Raw genomic sequence first — 25,256 nt, forward strand, 5'->3', positions numbered from 1 at the left:
TTCCTATTGAAGTTCCTTAGTAATGTGCTGATTATTACAGGAATCTTATTCATCGGCTATTTCGGCTATCAATTTCTGTCATTCGAAATCGGACAAAATCAGACGCTGGCAGAGGCGCAGGTGCTCATCGACCGTTATCAGCAAATGAATGGCAAATCCGGTGGAGAGGCAAACTTTCAAGCAGACCACATGGATGCGTTTGGTACACTAGAAATTCCGCGTCTGAAAAAAACGATCGGTATTGTAGAAGGGGCAGATGAAGAGGCGCTGGCAAAAGGTGTGGGGCATATGTCACAAACTTCTTTTCCCGGACAGAATGAACAAATTGTATTATCCGGACACAGGGACACCGTTTTTCGCGATTTTGGGGAACTGAATATCGGTGATCAGTTTGTTGTCCATATGCCTTATGGTGACTACACTTATGAAATTCGTAAAACAGAAATTGTCCCGGAAGATGATACATCGGTTGTAGGAAAAGCAGGTAAGGAGGAGCTCGTTGTTTCTACGTGCTATCCGTTTCATTATGTCGGAAATGCCCCGGAACGTTTCGTTGCCTATGCCTATCCGGTTGAAAATAGTAAAAAGTGATAACATGCGGTTTGGAATCGTCTGATGGGGGCAGGGCGAATTTAAGGCCTGCTGCAGTGTTTCGTACACAGAAAACCTTAGATCGAAATCAGCCCTTAAAAATTTATCACGCATTAACTGGCTGTAATACCCCCACTGATGGAAGTTTCCCTTTATAATTCTTTACGTTTTAATATTTCAACTGCAGCAAACAGCATTCCGATGATCAGAACGATGGTTGTGCCAATAGCCCCCCACATTTCTCCGGTTAAAGTGCCTGTAAAAAGATAGGTACTGATGTAGGAAGAAATATGACCGGGGCTCCAGGTTAGGATGTGACCGAATGCACTCGTTAAAAGATTGACAAGAACAATCAGTAAAATGGACAAGAATAGAACCATACCCGGGCTCTTAAACCAGGTATTTACAAGGACCGCAATCGTTATAAAAAATATCAGATAAATCCCATAGATGAGAAATGCAGTCAGAAATTTATCAAAGCCCAAATCCCCGAATAAAATATTTGTATAATACCACCCGGCCAGCAGTCCTGTGAACAGAGATACCAGGACTAATGTTGAAAGGGCCGCCCATTTTGCCGTGACATAGTTGGCAAACTTAACGGGTTTGGACAAAACCAACTCATATACGCCGTTTTTAAGCTCGCCTGCAATCAGTCCCATTGAGATTAAGCCGATAATCAGGATTCCAAGAGAATTCATTTCGTTTATACTTAAAAAGAAGGCTTCAGCTGGAGGAGGAGTAGGGATATTGATTTCGGCTCCTTCTGGCATACCACCTGTCGCATCAATAATCTTTGGTAAATAATACATCGTGATCTGATCCATAATCCCAAAGATGAAAAAGACAATCGGAACCCAGATCCATTTTATATTACGGGCGTATTCCATCATTTCACGTTTATAAATAACCGACCATTTCATCAGGAATTCACCACCTTCATAAACACATCTTCCAATGTTGTTTTCGCCTGCTCAAATTTGGTAAGCGGCCACTCATTTACAGTAACGAGCTGTAATATCTCTTTCCTCGCTTCATCCATGTCACGTACGACAACTTCTACTCCTTGTCCAACCGGGCGTACATGCTGAATGGACGATAGGTTTTCCAGTTCTGATTCCAGATTCTCCGGATAGACAGCAAAATTTAATTGTATTTTTCCGGTTTGATCCAGATGATTCAGTTTTTCCAGTGATCCGTGTTCCACAAGCTCTCCGTTGTGAAGCATCAGCAGTTCATCACTGACTTCCTCTGCGTCATTTAAAATGTGAGTCGAGAACAAAATGGTCGATTCCTTTTTCAGTTCCCGCATAAGGTCCAAAACTTCACGCCTTCCGATCGGATCAAGGGCTGAAACAGGTTCATCAAGGATAATCAGCTTAGGATCATTTATGAGAGCCTGAGCGATTCCCAGACGCTGCTTCATTCCCCCTGAATATTTTTTGATTCTCTGCTTTTTCGCATCCTCCAAACCAACTCTCTTAAGTAATTCATTGGCACGCTCCGTGGCTTCTGCTTTGGTTAAGTAGGAAAGCTGTCCAACGTAAACGAGAAATTCTAATCCACTCATCCAATTATGAAAGGAAGGAAACTGCGGCAGGTAGCCTGTGTATTGACGAATGTCTTCAGATAGGGACTGCTGATCAAAACTGATTTGCCCATCAGTCGGACGGCTAAATCCAGCGAGCATACGAAGCGTCGTCGTCTTCCCGGCGCCATTAGGACCGAGGAGTGCTACACATGTTCCAGGCTGTAATTCAAAGGACACATCGCTGACCACTGTTTTTCCATCAAATGCTTTCGTTAATCCCTGAACATCCATTAACGACATGTCTATTGCCTCCTTCCAAAAACAAAGTAAAGTACAGGTCCCAAGATACTTATAAAAATACAAACAACTGCCCATACCCATTTCGGGCCATTGGTCTCATCAATTCGTATTAAATCAATAAGTGCGACAATCATCAAAATCAATTCCACAATGAGCAGGGGAGCGATTAATGCCCAGTTTATGTCCGGCATGTCACTCATCTCCTTTCTTTACATTTACGTTTTCCCATTTGGATAGGTTTCATAAAGTTATGCAGTTAGCAGTTCAACCCAAAAAAGCTCCCAGTCTAATCCAATTTATGATTGGATTAAACCGGCAGCGATTTGGACTTGTTCCTGATGGCGGGGGTTTATTTGTCCATCCTTGTGGCGAGTGCTGTTTTTAAAATGAATGTCGGTATGCCCGTTGAAATGATTATCTTTTATATATTGAACATCATGGGGCATGGATGTCATGGACCCGGCGATTTTATGACCGTTCACTTCTACCAGCACAGCACGCTCCTTCCAACTGAAAGATCCTCCCCATACTTCTTTAATAATGGCTGTATCTTTAGCAGTTGCGGGCTCAACGTCGGCGTGGTTGGCCCCTATCGTGCGGGTGACATAAAAGGATTTTCCTGTAGCAAAGTCGGTAACCTTTGCTGTTGAATCAATCGTAAAGACGTATTGTGCTTCTGTCCACCAATCTAAAAATTCACCATGTTTTTCGCTGACCGTTGGCTGTACGGCGATTTCATGCACAGGTATACGGAGCTCCTGTCCAATGGATAAAGCTGACTGGGTGGTCAGGTTGTTGGCTCTTAACAGCTCTGCTTGGGGAATGCCGTATTCTTTACTTAAAGCCCAAATGTTATCTCCTGCTTCTACAGTGTGTGTTTTATAGACAATTCGATTTTGCGTAGTTGCTGCCGTTTCATTAAGTCTTAACGTCTGGCCAATGTACAGGGTGTCACTTGTTAAATGGTTAATGGACTTAAGCTCACTCACACTTAAACCAAAACGATTTCCTATAGAGGATAAAGAATCCCCGGACTGTACTGTATAAATGACCGGTCGGTTGGCAGCCTGCTCAGCTTCTGTTTGCGTATTCTGCATATCACTTTCTGTTACAGGGGCGTTATCTGGTATAGTTAAAATCTGTCCTGCCCGAATCGTATCAGAAGTTAGCCCGTTTGCTTCCTTAATAGCGTCTACTGTTGTGTTGTGAAAGGAAGCAATCCCGATGAGTGTGTCTCCGGATTTTACCGTGTAGGTATCCAGTTCGTCATCGGTTAAGACTGGCTGCTTAATTTGTGTTTCAGCACCAGGGATGGTGAGCTCCTGTCCAACACGAATGAGGTCAGATGATAATCCGTTTGTTTGTTTAATTTGATCGACTGTCGTTCCAAACTTTTTCGCAATGAGTGAAAGGGAATCTCCAGCCTGCACAGTATAGTTGACAGTTTGAGCGGACTGAGTAGGACTTTCCGTATCCTGAGCTTTTGGAATCGCCAGTGTTTGTCCAATCACTATTGTATATGAACTCAGACCATTTGCATGTTGGAGCTGATCCACTGAAACTCCGTATTGATTCGCGATCCCGTAGAGCGTTTCTCCGGCCTCAACGGTGTGGGAGGTATCAACCAAAACTGGTCGGGGAGCTGCTTCCTCTTCCGCCTGGATCGAAGTCGGAATCAGCAGGGTCTGACCTGCAAAAATGGTTGGCTCATGTAAATGATTGGCCTTCATAATCACATCAACGTTCGTTTGATGGTCCCTGGCAATACGATAAAGGGTATCACCGGCTTTAACGGTGTAGGATGCTGCCGGAATCGTTAAGGACTGGCCGGCTTTAATCGTATCGCCCGGAAGATTGTTTGCAGCTTTTATATCATCAACATCAATATCGTATTTTTGAGCGATGGAAAAAAGGGTATCCCCGCTTTCGATGGTATAAGTTAAGTTTTGATTTTCCACCTTGGTAATGCTGCTTGCTTCAACAGGGTTTGCAAACATCCCTTGTGTCAGAGGAATGGAGGCAATAATCATGGAACCGAGCATTACCTTAACAACATTTACTCTCAGATTAGGAACCTTTGTCCGTAGATAGTGAATAGCCCCTTTTTTTAAATCTGTTTCCAAATTCGAATCATCCTTGGTTCCTAATTCTTTTGCAAATTCTGTCTGATTTGGTTCAAGATATAAAATGACGTTATAACCATCTTTTGTCTGTTCTAATCTATGGTGTTGAAACATGATGTTCATTCTCCCCTTCTTAAGTGGATGGTACTTTTATTGTTACCACTAATGAAGGGGTTGAAAGGGCTAAAATATTGGAAATGCAGTGGCTGAAAATGGGAAAAATGCAAGAAATTATTCTGGATGTTCAGGCTATTATTAAAAGAGGAATCATAAATAAAGCAGAGGCGGATTGTTTAAATAATTTTGTTTTGATTACGGATGGTGTTTGCACGATCTTAAATAAAAAAGAAACCCTGAAATCAGGGTTTCTTTCAAGTTTATAGATGGAGCATAGCGGGCTCGAACCGCTGACCTCTACACTGCCAGTGTAGCGCTCTCCCAACTGAGCTAATGCCCCGTGTTTTTCAGCGATTATTATTTTAACTTGATTTTTGGAGTTTGTAAAGGATTTAATCATAAAAAATAGCGGCTGATATTGATCAGCCGCAAAATCGAGTCAATGATTGTCAATGGGGACTATATGGTTAAAGGGGAGGAATCTCTTGCCGATCTAAATCGACAAACATAGATCATTGACAATCACTTATTAACATTATTGTCCACATATTCACTGCTTTATACATACAATTTTTAAAAGTTATACACATTATCCACAGATAAATCGTGAGTTATGCACATATTTTTGTTCACAGGAAGGATATTGTTATAAACGCATTCACAACGTTTATACACATTGTGCACAATGCTGTGGAAAACTTTTGTTCACAGGGTATCAGGATTTAGTCCTGTTTTGTTTAAATACTTTGTCTGCCTGTTTAAATTCCCTCTGATATAATACCTGTTGCGTTTTCGAAAGGTTGAAACGCTTTTCTTCGTTTGTTCTTTGCTGTTTACCCATGAATACCACCAGCCTTATAGAAGAATTTGCCTTCCATTAGTAATCTTTCCAAGGGTTAAATAAAATATGTACAGCTTTCCGGTTTAATGCTTTAAAGCATGTGGGGACAGTCCCCAAGATGTGTTATAATGGCCGGAGAGGGGGAAGATGCTTTGGCTAAAATCTCCAAAATTACCACTCAAAAGAAAAGGAAAAATCGCTTTAACATTTTTATAGAGGAAGGTAAGGGTGAATCCTATGCCTTCAGTGTGGATGAGGATATCCTTGTGAAATATGCCTTGCGAAAAGGTATGGAAGTTGATCAGGCAACAATGGAGTCCTTGAAAGCACAGGATGAAATACATAAGTTTTACGGGATGGCTGTAAACCTGCTCAGCTACCGGATACGCTCTGAAAAGGAGCTGACCGATTATTTGCGCAAGAAGGAGGCTGAGGAGGAACAGATACAACAAGTCCTTAACAAACTGAAGCAGGAAGGCTATGTTGACGATCGTGAATTTGCCTATACGTTTGTAAGGTCGAGGATGAATACGTCGAGTAAGGGACCTTTACTTTTAAAAAAGGAATTGCTTGAAAAAGGAATTACCGCCGCTATAGCCGAAGAAGCCATTGCCGTCTATTCACCGGAAACGCAAAGAGAAAAAGTGCTAAAGCTGATTGAAAAAAAGCTTAGTTCGCGTTCGAAAAAATCCTTCCAGCAGCAAATTCAGTCTGTACAGGCCACACTTGTTCAAAAAGGGTTCTCGACTGACGTGATCCGTGATAGCTTACAGGAAGCCAGTGCTACGTATCGCGATCAGGATGCTGAGAAGGAGGCTGTGATGCATCAGGGGCTGAAGCTTTTAGGGAAATATCAGCACAAGGCAGAGGGCTATGAGCTTAAACAGAAAATAAAGGCAGGCCTGTATCGAAAGGGCTTTGAAATGGACAAGATTGAAGCTTTTATCGATGAGCATGTGGAGTCAAAGGCATAACAAAGGGGAGAGATGACAGAATGGAAATGAGATACAGTGATATGACCGTGGAGCAGCTGCGCGAGGAAATTGCAAGACTTACGGAAAAAGCGCAAAAGGCCGAGCAATTAGGCATGGTTAATGAGTATGCAGTCTATGAGCGTAAAATGATGATGGCAAAAGCATATATGATGGATCCTGCAGCCTATGAAGCCGGCGATATTTATGAAATTGAAAATACACCTAATCATTACTTCAAAATTGATTACAGGAATGGAGTTTTTGTCTGGGGAAAGCGAACCGACCGTGAAGGGAACCCCATTGCCATAGATACCGAACAGGAAGCATTACCTATCTCGATGCTGGGGAATTATATGCCACCGGAAAAATAGGGCTGGTGCCTGTCACCACCCGGATAAGCTCGAAAATTGTCGAAAAAACAACCTCTGGCATCTGCTTGAGAGCCAGAGGTCATTCGACAAATTTCGGGTGGTGACAGGCACCACTACCTCTACGTCCGTTTGCTCACCTGAATGGCGTTGATGATTTCGGTTTGTGTTCGTCTGGTTTCGCCGCCTACCTGGTTGCTGGCATGCTTGACTTTGGCATGCGGTGCCTGGAAGGGTGTGTTTTTCAGATATTTTTGCTTTTTAAAACCCATGCTTATTCCACCTCATTTTCATTTTGTTGAGATGATTTCGCCATTCTCTCCTGTGGATGGGTATTGATGGTCCCATCAGCCCGCTTGGAAGAGAATTTTGCTTTTGCATGTGGTTTTTCCTCGTAACGCTGGATAGGAAAATTCTTAGCTTTATTCCGGACCATTTGCGTTACTCCTTTATAATCGAATTGCACGGTGTCAAAAACCGTGCTTTTATAGTGTTTGTCAGGAAGGCTGTTGTATACGGAACGACTCTTAGGTAATAAGAGGAAGCCCTTATTCCGTAACTCAAATGACTAGTTCGGAACGGGGTGCAGTTTCTTCTGCAGCTTTTCCTCCGAATAAATCCAACCGGTATAGGAATTCTTAATGTTATAATCATGGTCCAGCTTGACAACCGCCACAAATGGATAATGCCCCTTGGAACGATAGCGTAAATCAATGAAGCGTACTTCCGTATAGCGGTCTAATTCTTCAATTTCCCAACGGTAGACAGGTGAAAAGGAGATAAATGCTTTGACATTCCGGTCCTGCAGCGCCTTTTTCATAGCTGGGTGGTCCGGGAGTTTTTTGCGAATAAAGGTATCCACAACTTTAATTTCCCCATTTTCAGCCTGGGCGACATAAAAATGGTCATCGGTGGTTATCGCCAGCTTCCAAAAATTATGCCTAATGGTTGGCGAAGTAACAATCTGCTCCACATCATCAAATTGCTGATTAATTTTGGTTATGATGTCCTGCTTGTCATAGTACCTTTTCAAATAGTACAAAAACAGGACAAAATAGAGAATGAGAAAAGTAAATCCGGGATCAGCATCGAAAATCAGCCAGGCAATAATTCCAATGATATGGAGGGCAAATATATATGGATCAAACGTATTGATCCAGCCGAGTGCTATCCAATTCTGGTTAAACGGCCGGGCTGCCTGAGTCCCATAAGCATTAAAAATATCGACAAATACATGTAAAATCACAGCCAGGAGCGTCCAGAAAAACAAGTGCCAAAAAGCGGTCTCAGGTACGAATGTATGGATGGTCGTTGAAATGGCAGCTCCCCAGGCTAAAACTGCTGGCACGGAATGGGTAATTCCCCGATGGTTTCGAATATACAATGCATTATTTTTAAATTTCAGGATGGTATCAAAGTCAGGAGCATTGGAACCTAAAAGTGTCCCGACTATTATGGATTGAAATACTATGGAATCCTGCTGAACCACAGGATCGAGTGTTGAGAGGCCGCCCAGAGCGACTCCCATCGTGATGTGTGTGGCTGTATCCATCGTATCATCCCTTCAAAGATTTTGTTTTGCAGTAAGGAAGGAGTCATTCATTATGTACGATTATCAATCCCGCGTTGAAGAATTGGATATAGAAGCTTTTCAAACGAATCTAATACAATGGTTTTCGGAAAAACACCGTGATCTTCCCTGGAGGCAGGATCCGACTCCCTATCACGTCTGGGTATCTGAAATTATGCTTCAGCAGACCCGAGTGGACACGGTGATTCCGTATTATCAGCGCTTTATGGAAAAGTTCCCTACACCTGATGCGCTGGCAAAAGCTGATGAACAGGACGTTCTTAAGGTGTGGGAGGGCTTAGGATATTATTCCCGTGCCCGTAATCTTCAAACCGCTGTACAAGAGGTAGTTGAAGAATACAATGGTAAAGTTCCTGATAATCCTAAAGAGCTCGGTAATTTAAAAGGAGTTGGCCCTTACACAAAAGGGGCCATTTTGAGTATCGCCTATCAGCAGCCAGAACCGGCTGTTGATGGAAATGTTATGCGTGTTATATCCCGTATTTTAAGAGTAGAAGAAGACATTGCCAAGCAGAAAACAAGAAAATTGGTTGAAGGTATCATTAGCGATATCATTTCCCGGGAAGATCCGTCGTCGTTTAACCAGGGTCTGATGGAATTAGGTGCATTAGTCTGTAAACCGAAAAATCCTGTTTGTTACGAATGTCCTCTTCAAGATCATTGTCAGGCGTATAAGCATGATTTGCAGGAAACCCTGCCGATTAAGTCATCCAAAAAGAAACAAAAAAGAAAACCATATGCTGTCCTGATAATTAGAAATGAAAAAGGAGAAATCCTTGTGCAAAAAAGGCCTGAAAAAGGGCTTCTGGCCAACCTCTGGCAATTTCCGATGATTTCATTGGAAGAGGTTGATTTCTCCAGCATCATCCAATGGTTCCGGAATGAGTACGGTCTTCAACTTGAGCTTGATCAACAGGTAACGAATATTAAACATGTGTTTTCCCATCTTGTATGGCAGCTGGATGTATATGCAGCTACGGTCAAGGATGGGACACTTGCGCAAGATAAGGGTGTTTTTCTGGATTATAGCGACTTAATACAGCTTCCTTTTCCAGTGTCCCATCAGAAAATGATCCCGTTTATATAAAGAGATAAACGGATCCTTTACAGTAGCCATTTCTTATTTTGCCTCCAATAAGAAATTCCATTCACGTGAGGAATTATTTGGTAACCAGGAATCAGGATATTGGTCTGGGTTATGGTTACATTAAGTAGTGCGGAGGTGATAAGGATGGCTAACAAGAAAACCCAATCTGGCACTAATGTGCAGCATGTAAAACAACAAAACCAACAAGCTGCACAAGGCCAAAGCCAACAGCAAGGTCAACAGCAGTTTGGTGCTGAATTCGCTTCTGAAACGGATGTGCAACGCGTAAAACAACAAAACCAAAAGTCTCAACAAAACAAAAAATAACCCCCAATCCTCGTTGAGACCATGAAGAGCAGAGCACTCCAGATGATGCTGGAGTGCTCTTTTTCGTGGAGTGTATTCTGTTTTCATTTGGCTCGATGTATGGGTATAATATATACAGGACATGCGTTTGAGCGGAGAAAGGGAGATTTTATGATAATTCCCGAGCCGGGTCAGAAAATAGAAATTCAAAGCTATAAGCATAATGGACAGTTGCATCGAGTTTGGGACAAAACAACGGTTTTAAAAGCGAACCACAATGTATTAATTGGCGGAAATGATCGGACCCAGGTGACCGAAAGTGATGGGCGGACATGGATCACCAGGGAACCCGCGATTTGTTATTTCCATGCAAAGTATTGGTTTAATGTCATTGGCATGATTCGTACAGATGGACTTTATTATTATTGTAATTTAGGATCTCCGTTTGCTTTTGACGAAGAAGCGTTAAAATATATTGATTATGATCTGGATATTAAAGTTTTCCCGGATATGACATTCACGCTGCTGGATGAGGATGAATATGAGCAACATAAACAAGAGATGAATTACCCCCAGGTCATTGACTCGATTTTGCAAAACCAGCTTACGATTCTGCAGCGGTGGATTCGACAGCGTAAAGGGCCGTTTGCTCCGGAGTTTGTGGATCAGTGGTACGAGCGCTATTTAACATATTTAACATAAGAAGAAATAAATTATAGTAATGACACGTTTAAGGCCTGCCTGAGTCTTCAGCAGGCTTTCGTTCATGTTTTGGGGGTGCATGCTGCAAGACTTCATAATTTTTTTAAACAAACACAGGATATGCACATGGGAGTGAGCAGTTTTGGGAGTTATTAAACGTTATTTACAGTTCGTAAAACCCTATAAATGGCGATTAATTCTAACCATTTTTATAGGGATATTAAAATTTGGAATACCGCTATTATTACCTTTAATTATAAAATATGTCATCGATGACGTTATCGGTGCTGAGCAATTATCACAGGCTGAAAAAATTGATCAGTTATTAATGATTATGGGTATTGCGTTCTTCGTCTTCCTAATCATTCGCCCGCCGATTGAATACTTCCGCCAGTATTTAGCACAATGGATCGGAAGCAAGATTTTATATGATATTCGGGATAAACTGTTTGACCATATTCAGAAATTAAGTCTGCGCTTCTATTCCCAGACGAAAACCGGTGAGGTCATTTCCAGGGTCATTCATGACGTAGAGCAGACCAAACAGTTTGTAATTACAGGACTAATGAACATCTGGCTGGATATGATGACGATCGCCATTGCGGTTTCCATCATGTTTACGCTCGATGTCTGGTTAACGTTGATATCCATCGTTCTGTTCCCGCTATTCGGTTTTTCCGTAAAGTATTTTTATTCCCGTTTACGCCGACTTACACGGGAAAGATCCCAGGCACTGGCAGAGGTTCAGGGTTATTTGCATGAACGGGTTCAGGGAATGCCTGTCATTCGCAGCTTTGCCCTTGAAGACCATGAACAAAAGCAATTTGATCAACAGAACCATAAACATTTGCAAAAATCCCTGGAGCATACAGCGTGGAACGCAAAGGCCTATACCGCAACTCACACCATCACCGACTTGGCCCCATTATTAGTGGTAGGCCTTGGTGGGTATCTGGTAATCAGCTGGGGCCTTTCCATTGGGACGATGGTTGCTTTCGTTGGGTATATGGACCGGGTGTATAATCCGCTGCGACGCTTAGTTAATTCAGCGACCATCCTTACCCAAGCTCTTGCATCGATGGATCGTGTTTTTGAGTTTCTTGACGAAGAATATGATATTGTCGATAAAAAGGATGCCAAAAAATTAACGAACGTAAATGGAAACATTCAATTTGATCATGTTTCCTTCAAGTATGAAAAGGAAGAGGAAAACGTCCTGAAAGATATTTCCCTGGATGTGAAAGAAGGAGAGACGATTGCATTTGTCGGAATGAGCGGGGGCGGAAAGTCGACGCTCGTCAGTCTGATTCCGCGTTTTTATGACGTTTCGGATGGAAAAATTTTATTGGATGGCAAGGATATCCGGAAATATAAGGTGCGATCCGTACGTGATAATATTGGAATGGTGCTTCAGGATAACATTTTATTTAGTGATTCTGTTGCCATGAATATCCGTATGGGGAACCCGGATGCGACCGATGAAGAGGTAATTGCAGCAGCCAAGGCAGCGAATGCCCATGACTTTATCATGGATCTGTCTGATGGCTATGACACCCTGGTTGGTGAGAGGGGCGTAAAATTATCCGGGGGACAAAAGCAGCGTGTGGCGATTGCCAGAGTGTTTCTGAAAAACCCGCGGCTTCTTATCCTTGATGAAGCAACGTCTGCACTTGATCTGGAAAGTGAACATTTAATTCAGGAAGCACTGGAAAAATTGGCCCATGACCGAACAACCTTTATTGTTGCCCATCGACTGGCGACCATCACTCACGCCGATCGCATTGTTCTGATTGAGGATGGGGAGATTAAAGAAATCGGCAGCCATGAGCAATTAATGGCGAAAAAAGGTCATTATTACGAGTTGTTCCAGGTTCAGCATTTAGACCAAATAGAGACTAGTACCATTTAAATACTATTACAAAAAGGTCATCCATGTTGCCGAAAATGCAGCATGGATTTTTTTATTGCGGCGTAATCTTCCTTAGATTCCCCCTCAATACTTAAAGGAGCAGGGATGTATAGGTGGGAGATAAAGAACGCTAATACCCCGATTCATTCAACTAACAATCAGTATGAGGTGAATAGAACTCCCACTGATTGAGGTTTCACTTTATAGGTCACTGATTGTCTTGCCAAATTGGCTTGATAGGGATCCCTAATAAACAAAACAACCAGAATTCATTCAATGCTCAACCTCCATCACAATTCATTACTTTCCGTTTTAATACTCTCCTGCTTATGATACTGCTGGTAGCTTCCCAGGAGTTTTTTTAAATGTTCCAGCTGATTTTCATAATCCATCAATTTTCCGGCAAGAGGGAGAAACTGCCATGCATCGCTTTTATTTTGTGTAAACGCAATGATATCTTCCAGAAGGGCTGTGATATCCTCTCCCTCATCAGGATGGACAACCTGTTCATCATCTTCCCTTATTTTCCCCATGCACATCATAATAAGTTTTTCGTGGATATGAACGACTTCATCAATTTGCTTTACAATCCGTGTCTTGAGGTCATGGGATAAATGACCAAGTGTCTGATCATAGCGCTGCAGCGTACGTAAAACTTCCAGGGATTTTTTAGCTGTATGAATCAACTGTCGAAATAAGACTTGTTTTCTTGCCTTTGTGTACCGGCGTTTGCGGGAATACGTACGTTCCTCGGAAAATAATAAGTACGTATGATCAAGCTTTGTGATATCTTCAATTAGTTTTTCAATTTCTTCTTTTAAAGCGGGCTGATCGGATAAGTGTCTGGATGAAAGGCGAATCCACTGTAAAATTTCATTGGAGGTCTGCTCGATTTGTTTAAATAATCTTGTTTCATATTTTGGCGGCAGAAAGACAAGGTTAACAAGCAGAGCCGAAAAAATTCCGATAAAAACGGATGACACTCTGGTAACAGCAAATTCTACAAAGGGCATATCGGTGGTTTCCATAATCGCAATAACTGTTACAACTGCAAGCATGACGATTTCCTGTTTCATACCGAAGCCAATACAGATGGCCATAACTAAAATAATCGTAAAGCCAATAATGACCGGATCATTTCCCAGCATTGACACCATAACAATGGCAATAACGGCTCCGAGCAAATTCGCCTCGATTTGCTGCAAAACCTTCTGATAGGACCGGTATATGGAGGGCTGTATGGAAAAAACAGCAGCAATACCGGCAAAAACAGCAGCTGTAAAGTCAAAAAGTAAAGCCGCATACATTGCGATGGACACGGCCAATCCGGTTTTCAACACTCTGGCACCAAATTTCATTGTTCCATTCCTTCCTGAAATAAACCTTTATCACTGATGTATTATAACGCATTTAAGGGAAAACAGAAGAATATCATTGAAAACTTTATGAACGATTTTTCGACAAAATACGAACAATTTATTTATGTGTAGTCATAAAGTGCGAATATAGTCGGAATTTGTCTGTTTTACAGAGATTTTACTGAATATTTACACCTAATTAACGAATGATGTATTGACCAGGAAGGATACGTTGTCTACTATAAAAGAGAAGGGTTTTTAATTGAAAAATAGGAGGGGAATCATGAAGAAATTTGTGTCGAACAAACTTTTAAATGTGCTCATTGTATGGACCATTGTGTTCGCCAACTTTTTCACATTGTTCGGAAATCCAGTGAGTGCGGAAAGTGAACAAGGTGACGACTTATTTATTTCAGAGTATGTTGAAGGGTCGTCCTACAACAAAGCCGTTGAAATTTATAATGGGACAGGACAGGCAGTAGATCTCTCTCAGTATACACTGGAGCTTTACAGCAATGGCAATGAGACACCGAATCAAACCTTGAATTTATCAGGAAGCCTGTCTGCTGGAGATGTTTATGTCGTTGCTCACTCCAGTGCATCAGCCGAGATTTTAAACGTAGCAGATGTAACAGCAGGTGTGATTAATTTTAATGGCAACGATGCGTTTACCCTGACGAAAAATGATACTCCAATTGACATCTTAGGTACCGTTGGACAGGATGGTGATTATGCCAAAGATGTCACCCTTGTACGAAAAGCCTCCATTACATCAGGAAACACCACATACACAGAAACAGAATGGAATTCCCACGGAAAAGACACATTTGAATATTTAGGCAGCCACTCTATGGACGGGGAACCATCAGATCCTGGAGACCCTGGTGATCCTGTTGATCCAGGTGAGTCTGTAAGTATTGAAGAAGCGCGAAGCTTAGCAGTTGGCACTGAAGTAACTGTAGAAGGCGTCGTTACAGCCGATAATGCAGCCATTGGCGGTGGGCAACTATCGACATACATACAGGATGAAACCGCTGGAATCAATGTCTTTAATTTTGATGCTACCGGTTACCCCGTATTGGAAAAAGGGGACCGTGTGCAGCTGACAGGGACGATCGATGAATATCAGGGACTGCTTGAAGTTGTGCCAAACAACAGTGATTCTGTAGAAGTATTAAGCGAAAATCAACCATTGCCTGCACCACAGGAAATTACACTGGCAGATATGCAGGATAGTTCAATCGCCGAACCTTTGGAAGGATCCCGTGTTCAGGTGAATGGCTATATTTCCTCCATTCCTGAAAGCCCTGCAGGCGGGGGATACAATATTTCCTTAATTGATGAAGAATTTAATGGAACCACTTTAAGAGTCATGGAAGGGGCCCTTGATGTATCCCAGCTTGAAGAAGGAACATGGTATGACATTACGGCGATTTTGAGTCAGTATAATTCCTACCAGCTCATTCCGACAGAGGCCGCAGATATTAAAGTAGCTGATGAGCAGCCGGAGCCGCCATCTGCCGCCGGGGAATATACCTCAACCGTGGAATATGTGACAGATGGAGATACCATTCGTCTTGAAACCCCTGTATTAGGTTCGGACCGGGTGCGCTTTGTCAACATCGATACGCCGGAAACCGATATGGGATCAGCAAACGGTGCGCATGGTGAAAATCAGGATGAGCATGGCGAGGCCGCTAAAACCTACCTGCAATCACTACTGCAACCAGGAGATGAAGTGACCTTAAAAATTGGGGATGAGCCTACCGATAATTATGGCCGTCTTTTGGCTCAGGTGATCAATAAGGATGGTATCAATACCAATCTTGAGATGGTTCGGGAAGGCTATGCTGCCACATACTTTCTATGGCCATTTGGAGAAAATGCTCAATATGACACGTATCAGTCAGCCGTGAAAGCAGCAAAGGATGCAGGAAAAGGTATCTGGAATCCGGATAACCCATTAATTGAGCTTCCTTTTGAATACCGGGCGATTTTAGAAGGTGGCGACTTTGATAAATTTGTTGGAAATTCAGATACCAGAGAATATGTGGAACCTACTGAATTTGAGCAGGTTCCGGTGCATAAGCGGATCTTTTTCTGGAGCGAAAGTGATGCGATTGAAGCCGGTTATACTGCGGCAGATGATAGTGGAGGAGAGCCGGTAAATCCAGGAGAGACCGTTTCTGTACAGTTCTTAGGCTTAAATGATTTGCACGGAAAAATTGATCAGGAATATGAACTGGACATAGATGGTGATGGCCAAATGGATGGAATGTTTGGCCGGATGGATTATGTTGCCAGCTATTTAGAAGAGCGAGAGCAGGAAAATCCGAATACGTTAAAAGTACATGCCGGTGATATGATCGGAGCAAGCTCCCCTGTGTCTGCGCTTTATCAGGATGAGCCAACCGTGGAAATTATGGAGGAAATGGGCTTTGATGTTGGTACGGTCGGCAACCACGAATTTGACGAAGGTACAGAAGAGCTCATGCGAATGGTGAATGGTGGAGATCATCCTGAAGGAACAGAAAACTATGATGGTATGAACTTTGATGTCCTTTGTGCCAACTGTGTCGATAAAAATACCGGTGAAACCATCCTTCCGCCATATGCCGTGAAAGAAGTAGCCGGACAGCAAATTGGCTTTATCGGTGTAACCACTCAGGAAACACCGGAAATGGTGATGCCGGATGGGATTCAGAATATGGACTTTACGGACGAGCAGGAGGCGATTGATCAGGCAGTTGATGAGTTAACCTCTCAGGGGATTGAATCGATTGTCGTACTATCCCACGTTCCCGGCAGCCAGTCTGGTGAAGCATCAGCAACCGGTGCAGTCGCAGATTTAGCGAGATCCATTGATGATGAAGTCGATATGATTTTTGCTGCTCATAATCATCAGGTCGTAAATGGAGTGGTTGATGACAAACTTATCGTACAGGCGTATGAGTATGGAAAAGCATTTGCGGATATTGACCTTGAAATTGACACGGAAACCGGCGATATTGTCGACAAGCAGGCGGAAATTGTATATACCGATCAAAGCAAGCTGGAGCCTGATACGGAAGTTGCCTCGATTTTAGATAAGTATTCTACTCTTATTGAAGAAAAAATGAATGAGGTCCTTGGTTATAATGCCTATGATCTAACGGGTGATTACTCCAACGATGGAGATCATGGTTTAGGAAATTTTCTTGCTGACGGCATGAAATGGGCCATGGACAGTGACTTTGCAATGATGAACGGTGGCGGAATCCGTGATGATTTATTAGCCGGCGAAGTGACCTGGGGAGATCTGTTTAACATTCAGCCGTTTGGAAATGTCTTAATGAAATTTGACATTAAGGGTGAGGATCTCTATCCGATTCTGAATGCACAGCTGTCTTCCCAGTACGGTCCGGATTACAGTATCAGCGGATTCCACTATACATGGGACCCTGAAACCACTGAGGTCGTGGACATTACACTGCCAGATGGAACACCAATTGATGAAAACAAAACCTATACATTAACAGTAAATAATTATATGGGCACCTCCCAGGGAGAGAAATACCGTCCTATTGGCGAGCTCGGACAAAATCCGGTCATGGGCCCTGAAGATATTGAAGCTACGGTAGACTTCATGAATCACTTAAATACAACAGAGGAAGATCCTCTGAATTATCATCCTGATGGGGAAGGCAGAATTACAGAAGGAAGCGCCATTGATTATCAGGATGTTACAATGGCTGAAGCCCGTGATGCAGCTGTTGGCAGTGGGGTCATTCTGGAAGGAATCGTGACCTATGTGGACGGAAATAACTTTTACGTTCAGGATGAAACCGGTGGAATGGTCGTTCGTTCAGCTAATTTAGAAGCAGAAGCGGGCGATAAAATTCAGGCTAAAGGGGTAACCAGTGAGTATTACGGACTTCTTCAGGTTGTGACAGAGGATGCGGAAGTAACAGAAACCAATGCTGGTGAACCTGAAGCTGTAACCGTTCAGGCAGCTGATGTTGGTGAAGCTGTTGAAGGACAGCTGGTAGAACTCGAATACGTGACAACCCAATCGGTAAATGAATTCAATGAATATCAGGCTGAAGATGTTTCAGGCGAAGTTGTACTGGCAGATGAAGAGAATCTATTAGCAGAAGGCCAGAACTATAAGAGTTTAATAGGAGTTGTCACTTACAGTTTCGGGGGGTACAAAGTTATTCCGCGTAAACCGGAAGATGTTACGAAACTTTTCTTCGTTCATGAAGATGGAGCTGTAGAAGATGCTGCTGAAACTCTGGTTGAATCCAGTAATCTACTGGGGCTGGACAGAGTTAAAGAATTACTAAAGGAACAGCTGACAGAAGTCGTAGAAACAAAAGGAAATACAAAACAGCACATTAAATCAGTGGTCCATCATGTTTCCAAGTCTCTAAGCAAAATTGAACAGGGCAAAGGAAATCGTGCTGTTGAGCTGAAGAAGATTGAGCGTGAGTTGAATAAATGGTTTTAAAATGAACTCCATGCGGGTGGGGAGCCCGTATGGAGTTTTTACTGGATTGTAAATCAGATCCAGGAATCATTTGGTGTTTTGTCGCAAGATTTATCTGGAATTAATTAAAGATTAAGCTCTGCCCCATATTTCAGTGAAACGGCCAAAGCAATCATTTATCACGCATTAACTGGCCGTAATACCCCCCACTTCAAGTTCTGAGGTTACCCCAGCAAGACAAAGTGGGGGATAAACGGCCAGTAAAATCCTGATAAGTTCAACTAACCATCAGTGGGGGATGGAGAACCCCCCCACTGATGGTTAGTTGAACTTTATAAAAAATTTATTGACAATTTAATTACCAATCTGTTATAGTTATCTCAAGTTAAAATTAAACGAATTCGAGATATTATATTTTAATATTTTTTGCATAAGTATCTCGAATTAATAATAATGAAAATGGGAGGAATTTAAAATGGCAAAGTACGCAGTTGATCAGGCACATTCTGAAATTGGCTTTGAAGTCAAACACATGATGGTTTCAAAAGTAAAGGGAGTTTTTGAATCTTACACGGCAGAGGTGGAAGCTGACGATTTATCAGATCTAACAACCGCTGATATTTCATTCAAATTTGATGTGGCAAGCATTAACACCCGTAATGAGGACCGTGATAACCACTTGAAATCTCAAGACTTCTTTGATGTGGAAAAACACCCAACGATTGAATTTACGTCAACAAACATCACGAAAGACGGCGATGATTACAAAGTGGCTGGAGACTTAACCATTACTGGTGTTACAAAGCCTGTAACCTTTGATGTTGAATTTGGTGGACAGGGAACAGATCCATGGGGCGGAACAGTTTACGGTTTTGAAGCAGAAGGAAAAATTGACCGTGAAGATTTTGACCTGACATGGAATGCACCACTGGAAACCGGCGGCGTTCTCGTTGGTAAAGAGATTAAAATCAAACTGGAATTAGAGTTAAACCCGGCAGAATAATAAAGGTTCAAATATAAATTCTAAGCAGTTCAGTTTTGGAGTACAAATATTGAGGCAGTAATAAAAATGAGCATCTAATGACAATATAATTGATGCTCATTTTTTACGTTATACGAACAGTTAACATGAAAATACATATCGAAATGATGCCTGAAATGCAGGTGTATTTACAGGAATGAATTTTAATGCAGGGTACGAATTCGCGTGTGCTATTTTAAGCAGATACTTTCACTTACTAATCATTTCTCTAATAGGAGAACGAAGCTAATATCCGTATGTTTCTCCTTCTTTTAAATTTAAGGTGCGATTGTTAATTTCTATAGTGCTATCATTCTTCCATTCCACTTCAACATGCTCTTCTGTATCACGATAATAAATTCGTTTTTTAAACCAAAGTGGTCCATTTAATTCTCCTCTTATTCCAAATGAACCAGCCGCCCCCGCATCATAACGATAAAAATCAATGGAGTAATTGCCATCAGGAGATTGTACTGTTTTAATGTGTTCATTCGCTCCAAATGAAGAAGCGAATAACGATAACATAATCGCCAGAAAAAGAATGATAGACAATAAAATTGAGTTAATTACAGTTAACCAGCTTCTGGTTTTCGTTCGCCAATTTCTTTTATCTTTAAAACCAGTAATTCCTAAAATCAAAGCTAACAAACTAAACATAAACAAAATATAATTTGGAGGGGCAATCAACCAAGTATGACTAAGATTAGAATATAATGAGTAGACAGCCAATCCTAAACAAACAAGGATTAAATAAAAAGAGCCTAAGCTGTATCCCTTTTTCACAAAGTTCTCCCCCTGTCTTTCTTCTTGCATTCTCCTGTCAGTTAGTTGTATGAGCATGTCTGTCCTCAAGTATATTATAAAATTAACATAAAATATAATATCCTTTTCAATAACAATTTTAACCGAAAAGTATCTTTGAGTAATTGGGTATATCATTTCTAATGTTTTACTGAATGACAGACAAATCATTTCTGAGGTCAAAAAAAGAGCTTTCGCAATGTCTGCGAAAGCCAAATAGTGAAAACTAGAAAGGAAGGGAGTCCTGAGCAAATCAACTGCTCAAGTCTAAAAAGGGTAAGAAATGAACGAAAGAATTTGTCCGGCTTCAGCTCCCAGTTCAAACCCACATAAGTATAAGCTATTACGCTTAACTGGTTACTTCCACCTTTACTGAAGACAAATTTTCTGAATTGTTTATAATGTTAACATAAACATTATGCGAAGGCAAATAAATATTCAAGTAAATGTATGAAAATTCGCAAAAACTCTTTCCTTACCCTCTAACAATGCTATTTTCCAGGGGTTTCATAAATTCATCTCAACCATTTTAGAAAAGGGAATGCATAAAAGATACGCCATTTTAAAAGAAATTATTAAAATCTAACAGTTATTTCAGAGGGAACCCGATTCTATTAAAAACTGGTTCATGCGTAACTTTGGATAAGAGCTATGGTTAAAAAAGTAAGTGACAGTATAAGGAATTTTATCAAGGAGTATTTGATGAAGTTTTCCTCATTTTTCACCCTTTTTTAAACCCAAAACAATTGATATAGATTTATTTAAACCAAGTTCATATCCAAGTAATAATGAAATTATAGAGGATTGTGAAATAATTTCCTGGGAGAAATTCTTGAAATTGTCGGGAATAAGAAGTTTTAAGCAGTTAGATATAGGATTACAAACTGGGATTTTGCGATTAAAAGAAGAATATCAGGATAAAAAAACAGTACAATTAATTGAAAATACTTGTATCAAGGAAGGAATTATAGAGCCTGTTGAAGGCCTATTTCCTCCTCTGGTTATGAACAAATTACTTAAAAGTATAAAAAGACTAGGATATAACTGGATGTGGATAGGTGATGAATTTGGGACAGAAAGAAAATTAGAATATATTGACGATTTTGTTAGCCATAGCGATATGTTAAACAAAGGAAAAAATTTATTTACACATAATCATAATATCTTGATTACTACCCATTGGGATCGTCATTTATCACTATTATGTTCGGATAAAAAAACTGTAGAGTATTTAGTAGAGTCATGTAGCTTAGAAGGTTTTTATTGTAACAAAAGTACACAAATAAATTGGAGTATGCAATAAAGGGAAACTTCCATCAGTGGGGGTATTACGGCCAGTTCATGCGTTATAAATTTGCTAGGGTCTCATTGAGTTTTTCAAATAAAAATTGAAAAGGCCGGGACAGTCCCCAGCCTTTAAAAGGTATATATTCTCAGACAGCCATTTTTTCAAATGCATGGTCAGCAGCTTCCAACGTCTCTTCAATATCTTCATCTGTATGGGCAATGGTGAGGAACCAGGCCTCAAATTTGGATGGAGCTAAGTTAATGCCCTGCTCCAGCATCAGCTTGAAGAATGTTCCGAACTGATCCTGGTTTGTTGCTTCTGCTTGATCGTAATTCTCAACCTTTTCATCCGTGAAGAAAACGGTAAGAGCACCTTTTAATCGATTAATGGTAATCTGTATGCCATGTTTTTCTGCCTGTTCAAGCAGCCCATGTTCAAGTTTTTCTCCTAATCGATCTAATTTTTCATAAACACCTTCTTCTTGAAGAACCTCAAGGCAGGCAATTCCGGAAGCCATAGATGCCGGGTTTCCGGCCATCGTACCGGCCTGATATGCGGGTCCCAGAGGTGCCACTTGTTCCATAATATCTACACGGCCACCATAGGCTCCAATAGGAAGACCGCCGCCAATGATTTTTCCTAAAGCGGTCATGTCCGGTTCAACGTTTAACAACTGCTGAGCGCTTCCGTATGTAAAGCGGAATCCTGTAATGACCTCATCAAAAATAAGCAGGGCGCCAGCATTATGGGTTAATTCTTTCACTTCTTCCAGGAAGCCTTCTTTTGGCTCAACGATTCCGAAGTTACCGACAATCGGCTCTGCCAGGACAGCCGCTACCTGATCGCCCCATTTTTCCAAGGCCTCTTTGAAGGGCTCAATATCATTAAATGGAACCGTGATTACGTCTTCAGCGATGGAAGCAGGAATCCCGGCTGAATCCGGTGTACCCAAAGTTGACGGTCCGGAGCCTGCCGCAACCAGCACTAAATCAGAATGGCCGTGATAGGAGCCGGCAAACTTAATGATCTTATTACGGTTTGTATAGGCACGGGCGACACGGATGGTTGTCATAACAGCCTCTGTTCCTGAGTTTACAAATCGCACCTTCTCCATTGATGGAATAGCCTCTTTCAGCATTTTGGCAAATTTATTTTCCAAGGCGGTTGGAGTACCATATAAAACGCCGTTGTGCGCTGCGTCCGTAATGGCTTCAGCAATATGCGGATGTCCGTGACCAGTGATGATCGGACCATAGGCACCTAAGTAATCAATATACTTATTGCCATCCACATCCCAGAAATGTGCCCCCTTTGCTTTCTCCATAAAGATTGGTGTACCACCACCAACCCCTTTATACGCACGGGAAGGAGAATTCACTCCCCCAACAATATGTTCTTTCGCTTCTTTATATAACTTCTCGGAATTTGTTATATCCATACAAATACCTCCCATTTCGAAAATCCTCTATTATTGTAGCACAAACAGAATTTTGGGACTGTCCCCACATGCTTTAAAGCATGTGGGGACTGTCCCGCTCCGCTTTAAAGCACAAAAGTATTTGTACCTGGAGGAAATATCACGTATTAACTGGCCGTTTATCCCCAACAAGACTAAGTGGGGGATAAACGGCCAGTAAATTCCTGATAAGTTCAACTAACCATCAGTGGGGGATGGAGAAAACCCCCACTGATGGTTAGTTGAACTTTATAGTAAACTATATATAATGGGAACCTTTTCGTATAAAATGGAGTCTTAGAGATAAAGAAGGAGGGGGAAATGTGTCTGATGAGAAAGATGTGGCCCTGGCTCAGGATGGGGATAAAGAGGCCTTTAGCCGTCTGATTAAACGACATCGGCATTCCATGTATCGGGTTGCAAAAGGGATTTTAAAAGCAGATGCCGATTGTGCAGATGCCATTCAGGAATCGATTATAAAAAGCTATCAATCTATACGTCAGGTCAAAAACGCAAAATCTTTTAAATCCTGGCTGATGCGCATTGTCGTGAACCAGTGCTATGACATGATAAAAAAGCAAAAACGGGTCGTACCTATGGAATCCGTTGAATCCGTCCATCATCATCAAGAAGCAGGTCCAGCCTATGATTTATATGATGAGCTACAACAGTTAAAAAGCAATTATAGAATTGTGATTATGCTTTATTATTATGAGCAGTATTCTATTGAAGAAATTTCTAAGATTTTACGAATCAGGAAAGGCACGGTGAAATCCCGTTTAAACCGCGGGCGTCGAAAGCTTACAGAAATCATAAACCTGAACGAACTGGAAAGGGGGAATGAAAGTGGATGACAAAAAGCTGGATCAGTTGCTTAGAGAACACGCTGAAAGAGTAGAGGAGGAATTACCTTATAGTGTTGAGAAAAGAATCGATCAGACTCTGGAAGACCTCCCTGATTCAGTGCCAGACAAACAACGGGGGTTTTGGTCAGCGTGGATGAGGTATGTATTAACGGGGATTGCAAGCGTGATTTTTGTGGTAATAGCCTTGTCTTATTATCAAATATCAAATACACCAGTTGATAAGACAGCCAATCCTGATGAATCCTCTCAAAAATTTGATAAGACGTTTAGTCATGAGGAGCCTCCTTTTGAACATGAAGAACTGACCGAACAAATGGAAGATCTATTAGCAAAACAATATCCAATTGATGTGACAAATCTTGAAATTACCTTTGCCTTTCCTGTACAGAATCGATGGCTTGTCATGACAAATTTTACAGAAGAAGCACTTTTAACAGAAGTAACTGCTTTATTTGAAGTCAAGCGTTCTCAGCAAGATACCGACGTTAATTTTTTGACAGTAAATAACAAAGTTGATGCCCACTGGTATAATGAAGACCATTATGTAGGGTTCGGGTCGATAAACAGCTTAAACCGGTTCATTGAAAAGGTAAGAATAAAAACAGAGAATCATAAGTTTATCAGTAATATTCATAATAAAAACTATATGTATGTAAGTGCAGAAAAACCGGAAAAAGTAGAGTTCTTAACCTCTGAGGGAACAGTTATCAGGACGTTAGAAACCTTTAACTTTGATGAGCAGTATCCTTTAATTGCCCAAGTAGAAGGACAATATGGATTGTTGGTTGTAGGAAATGATCAAGTAGTAATTTCAGAGTTTCTGGATAAACACGGGATTCGGAATGTGAGCAATTATTCCGTCATGAATTCCCTGAAATCTGCAAATGACAGATTTACCTTTCTGAATTCAGAAAAAGCCCCGGTCTATGTCGTCTTTGATGACAAAGAAATGGTATATAAAACCCATAACCGAAATGATCTAATAAAATTTTTAAAGGAAAACTAACTGCGTCGGGACTGTCCCCAACTCTTTTAAAGCGCTAAAGCGATAAAATTTCTTATTGACATTTTCTTGTTTGGACACTATCATAATAATCAATCAATTCGAACAACGGAAATATTCGGCGTTGATGAAGAGGAGTAGCTTTTGTTGAAGCTTCAGAGAGCTGGTGGCCGCTGCGAACCAGTGCGGAGACATAAGTGAATGGACTTCTGAGCCTCCAAACCGAACTCCGACGTGTGGATAGTAGGCTTTGGCGAAGATCTCATCGTTACAGGAGATAGGCATTGAAGCAGTATTTTGCGTAGATGCTGATAGAGTGAATTGCTGATTTGGCAATTAATAAAGGTGGTACCACGGGTTCCTCGTCCTTTTGGATGGGGAACCCTTTTTGTATGTTAAGGGTTTTTCTATACCACGTTTCTAAAAAGTAAATACCTGAAATCATTGAGTAAGAGGAGTAGGCCTATCCGATTCATCCCAGAGAACCGGGGCACGGTGAGAGCCCGGTATGATAGGATTTGCTGAATGGACTTACGAGAGTCTTCCCGAACGGAA

The 25,256-nt window shown here is 41.5% G+C and carries 24 protein-coding genes, 1 tRNA gene and 2 other annotated features (1 of these 27 cut by a window edge); of the genes, 13 read left to right on the forward strand and 12 right to left on the reverse strand.

Annotated features, from left to right (window positions below; translation table 11 throughout):
* Window positions 1-6: 6 nt before the first annotated feature.
* On the forward strand, window positions 7-591 hold the full coding sequence (locus ABD006_RS13575) for a class D sortase (protein ID WP_343842086.1): 585 nt from the start codon (window positions 7-9) through the stop codon (window positions 589-591).
* 152 nt (window positions 592-743) lie between these two features.
* Here ABD006_RS13575 and ABD006_RS13580 read toward each other — a convergent pair whose 3' ends face one another.
* The 4 genes from ABD006_RS13580 to ABD006_RS13595 form a co-directional block, all read right to left on the reverse strand.
* Window positions 744-1,514, reverse strand: a complete 771-nt coding sequence (locus ABD006_RS13580; protein ID WP_343842088.1) for an ABC transporter permease — start codon at window positions 1,512-1,514, stop codon at window positions 744-746.
* On the reverse strand, window positions 1,514-2,422 hold the full coding sequence (locus ABD006_RS13585; protein ID WP_343842090.1) for an ABC transporter ATP-binding protein: 909 nt from the start codon (window positions 2,420-2,422) through the stop codon (window positions 1,514-1,516). Before ABD006_RS13585 ends, ABD006_RS13580 begins: the two co-directional genes overlap by 1 nt.
* A 2-nt stretch (window positions 2,423-2,424) precedes the next feature.
* Window positions 2,425-2,613 carry a PLD nuclease N-terminal domain-containing protein gene (locus ABD006_RS13590; protein WP_343842092.1) on the reverse strand — a complete coding sequence of 63 codons (189 nt, stop codon included), beginning with the start codon at window positions 2,611-2,613 and terminating at the stop codon, window positions 2,425-2,427.
* A 105-nt stretch (window positions 2,614-2,718) separates the two neighbouring features.
* Window positions 2,719-4,659 carry a LysM peptidoglycan-binding domain-containing protein gene (locus ABD006_RS13595; protein WP_343842094.1) on the reverse strand — a complete coding sequence of 647 codons (1,941 nt, stop codon included), beginning with the start codon at window positions 4,657-4,659 and terminating at the stop codon, window positions 2,719-2,721.
* Between the two features lie 23 nt (window positions 4,660-4,682).
* Between ABD006_RS13595 and ABD006_RS13600 the strand changes: the two genes are divergently transcribed.
* Entirely contained in the window at window positions 4,683-4,928 is a 246-nt protein-coding gene (locus tag ABD006_RS13600; RefSeq protein WP_343842097.1) for a hypothetical protein, read from the forward strand.
* 1 nt (window position 4,929) lies between these two features.
* Here the strand turns inward: ABD006_RS13600 and ABD006_RS13605 are convergent.
* Both ABD006_RS13605 and ABD006_RS13610 read right to left on the reverse strand, forming a co-directional pair.
* A tRNA-Ala gene (locus tag ABD006_RS13605) sits at window positions 4,930-5,002 on the reverse strand.
* Window positions 5,003-5,377: 375 nt separating this feature from the next.
* Window positions 5,378-5,503, reverse strand: coding sequence for a YfhE family protein (locus tag ABD006_RS13610; RefSeq protein WP_162038925.1), 126 nt, complete (start codon window positions 5,501-5,503; stop codon window positions 5,378-5,380).
* 152 nt (window positions 5,504-5,655) lie between these two features.
* Here ABD006_RS13610 and recX point away from each other — a divergent pair, with 152 nt between their 5' ends.
* Both recX and ABD006_RS13620 read left to right on the forward strand, forming a co-directional pair.
* Window positions 5,656-6,477 (forward strand): recombination regulator RecX, encoded by an 822-nt coding sequence (gene recX / locus ABD006_RS13615; protein WP_343842101.1) that lies wholly within the window; start codon window positions 5,656-5,658, stop codon window positions 6,475-6,477.
* 20 nt (window positions 6,478-6,497) lie between these two features.
* Window positions 6,498-6,848, forward strand: a complete 351-nt coding sequence (locus ABD006_RS13620; protein WP_044163837.1) for a YfhH family protein — start codon at window positions 6,498-6,500, stop codon at window positions 6,846-6,848.
* Between the two features lie 119 nt (window positions 6,849-6,967).
* Here ABD006_RS13620 and ABD006_RS13625 read toward each other — a convergent pair whose 3' ends face one another.
* The 3 genes from ABD006_RS13625 to ABD006_RS13635 all read right to left on the reverse strand — a co-directional run bounded on the left by ABD006_RS13625 (window position 6,968) and on the right by ABD006_RS13635 (window position 8,397).
* Window positions 6,968-7,117 (reverse strand): YpzG family protein, encoded by a 150-nt coding sequence (locus tag ABD006_RS13625; RefSeq protein WP_343842104.1) that lies wholly within the window; start codon window positions 7,115-7,117, stop codon window positions 6,968-6,970.
* Window positions 7,118-7,119: 2 nt separating this feature from the next.
* Window positions 7,120-7,281: a small, acid-soluble spore protein K gene (locus ABD006_RS13630; protein ID WP_063826227.1), complete on the reverse strand. Its 162-nt coding sequence runs from the start codon at window positions 7,279-7,281 to the stop codon at window positions 7,120-7,122.
* A gap of 132 nt (window positions 7,282-7,413) precedes the next feature.
* Window positions 7,414-8,397, reverse strand: coding sequence for a metal-dependent hydrolase (locus ABD006_RS13635; RefSeq protein ID WP_343842109.1), 984 nt, complete (start codon window positions 8,395-8,397; stop codon window positions 7,414-7,416).
* A gap of 52 nt (window positions 8,398-8,449) precedes the next feature.
* Here ABD006_RS13635 and mutY point away from each other — a divergent pair, with 52 nt between their 5' ends.
* The 4 genes from mutY (at window position 8,450) to ABD006_RS13655 (ending at window position 12,440) form a co-directional block, all read left to right on the forward strand.
* Window positions 8,450-9,523, forward strand: coding sequence for an A/G-specific adenine glycosylase (gene mutY, locus ABD006_RS13640; RefSeq protein ID WP_343842112.1), 1,074 nt, complete (start codon window positions 8,450-8,452; stop codon window positions 9,521-9,523).
* A gap of 144 nt (window positions 9,524-9,667) precedes the next feature.
* On the forward strand, window positions 9,668-9,850 hold the full coding sequence (locus tag ABD006_RS13645) for a gamma-type small acid-soluble spore protein (RefSeq protein ID WP_044163831.1): 183 nt from the start codon (window positions 9,668-9,670) through the stop codon (window positions 9,848-9,850).
* A 150-nt stretch (window positions 9,851-10,000) separates the two neighbouring features.
* Complete coding sequence (gene ntdP, locus ABD006_RS13650) at window positions 10,001-10,531, forward strand: nucleoside tri-diphosphate phosphatase (RefSeq protein ID WP_343842118.1); 531 nt, start codon at window positions 10,001-10,003, stop codon at window positions 10,529-10,531.
* A 142-nt stretch (window positions 10,532-10,673) separates the two neighbouring features.
* Window positions 10,674-12,440 carry an ABC transporter ATP-binding protein gene (locus ABD006_RS13655; protein WP_343842119.1) on the forward strand — a complete coding sequence of 589 codons (1,767 nt, stop codon included), beginning with the start codon at window positions 10,674-10,676 and terminating at the stop codon, window positions 12,438-12,440.
* Between the two features lie 290 nt (window positions 12,441-12,730).
* On the opposite strand, the gene ABD006_RS13660 is transcribed toward ABD006_RS13655, so the two are convergent.
* Window positions 12,731-13,798 (reverse strand): FUSC family protein, encoded by a 1,068-nt coding sequence (locus ABD006_RS13660; protein ID WP_343842122.1) that lies wholly within the window; start codon window positions 13,796-13,798, stop codon window positions 12,731-12,733.
* Between the two features lie 283 nt (window positions 13,799-14,081).
* Here ABD006_RS13660 and ABD006_RS13665 point away from each other — a divergent pair, with 283 nt between their 5' ends.
* Together ABD006_RS13665 and ABD006_RS13670 are read left to right on the forward strand one after the other, a co-directional pair.
* Entirely contained in the window at window positions 14,082-18,287 is a 4,206-nt protein-coding gene (locus ABD006_RS13665) for a 5'-nucleotidase C-terminal domain-containing protein (RefSeq protein ID WP_343842124.1), read from the forward strand.
* A 454-nt stretch (window positions 18,288-18,741) separates the two neighbouring features.
* A complete protein-coding gene (locus ABD006_RS13670; RefSeq protein ID WP_343842127.1) occupies window positions 18,742-19,269 on the forward strand; it encodes a YceI family protein in 528 nt (175 codons plus the stop codon).
* 264 nt (window positions 19,270-19,533) lie between these two features.
* Here the strand turns inward: ABD006_RS13670 and ABD006_RS13675 are convergent, their stop codons facing one another.
* The gene (locus tag ABD006_RS13675; protein WP_343842129.1) at window positions 19,534-20,070 is read right to left on the reverse strand and encodes a DUF5412 family protein; all 537 of its coding nucleotides are present in this window, start codon (window positions 20,068-20,070) and stop codon (window positions 19,534-19,536) included.
* A gap of 769 nt (window positions 20,071-20,839) precedes the next feature.
* On the opposite strand from ABD006_RS13675, the gene ABD006_RS13680 reads away from it, so the two are divergent.
* Complete coding sequence (locus ABD006_RS13680) at window positions 20,840-21,391, forward strand: DUF2711 family protein (protein ID WP_343842218.1); 552 nt, start codon at window positions 20,840-20,842, stop codon at window positions 21,389-21,391.
* Window positions 21,392-21,521: 130 nt separating this feature from the next.
* Here ABD006_RS13680 and ABD006_RS13685 read toward each other — a convergent pair whose 3' ends face one another.
* Window positions 21,522-22,814, reverse strand: a complete 1,293-nt coding sequence (locus ABD006_RS13685) for a glutamate-1-semialdehyde 2,1-aminomutase (protein WP_343842132.1) — start codon at window positions 22,812-22,814, stop codon at window positions 21,522-21,524.
* A 341-nt stretch (window positions 22,815-23,155) separates the two neighbouring features.
* Between ABD006_RS13685 and ABD006_RS13690 the strand changes: the two genes are divergently transcribed.
* Window positions 23,156-23,686, forward strand: a complete 531-nt coding sequence (locus ABD006_RS13690) for a sigma-70 family RNA polymerase sigma factor (RefSeq protein ID WP_343842135.1) — start codon at window positions 23,156-23,158, stop codon at window positions 23,684-23,686.
* Window positions 23,679-24,704, forward strand: a complete 1,026-nt coding sequence (locus ABD006_RS13695; RefSeq protein ID WP_343842138.1) for a hypothetical protein — start codon at window positions 23,679-23,681, stop codon at window positions 24,702-24,704. The genes ABD006_RS13690 and ABD006_RS13695 overlap by 8 nt, the downstream gene beginning before the upstream one ends.
* A 112-nt stretch (window positions 24,705-24,816) precedes the next feature.
* Window positions 24,817-25,074: a binding site (T-box leader), on the forward strand.
* Between the two features lie 62 nt (window positions 25,075-25,136).
* Window positions 25,137-25,256, forward strand: a binding site (T-box leader) (it continues 140 nt past the right edge of the window).

Origin of the sequence: Salinibacillus aidingensis, from assembly GCF_039522525.1 — a bacterium.
GTDB lineage: Bacteria > Bacillota > Bacilli > Bacillales > Alkalibacillaceae > Salinibacillus > Salinibacillus aidingensis.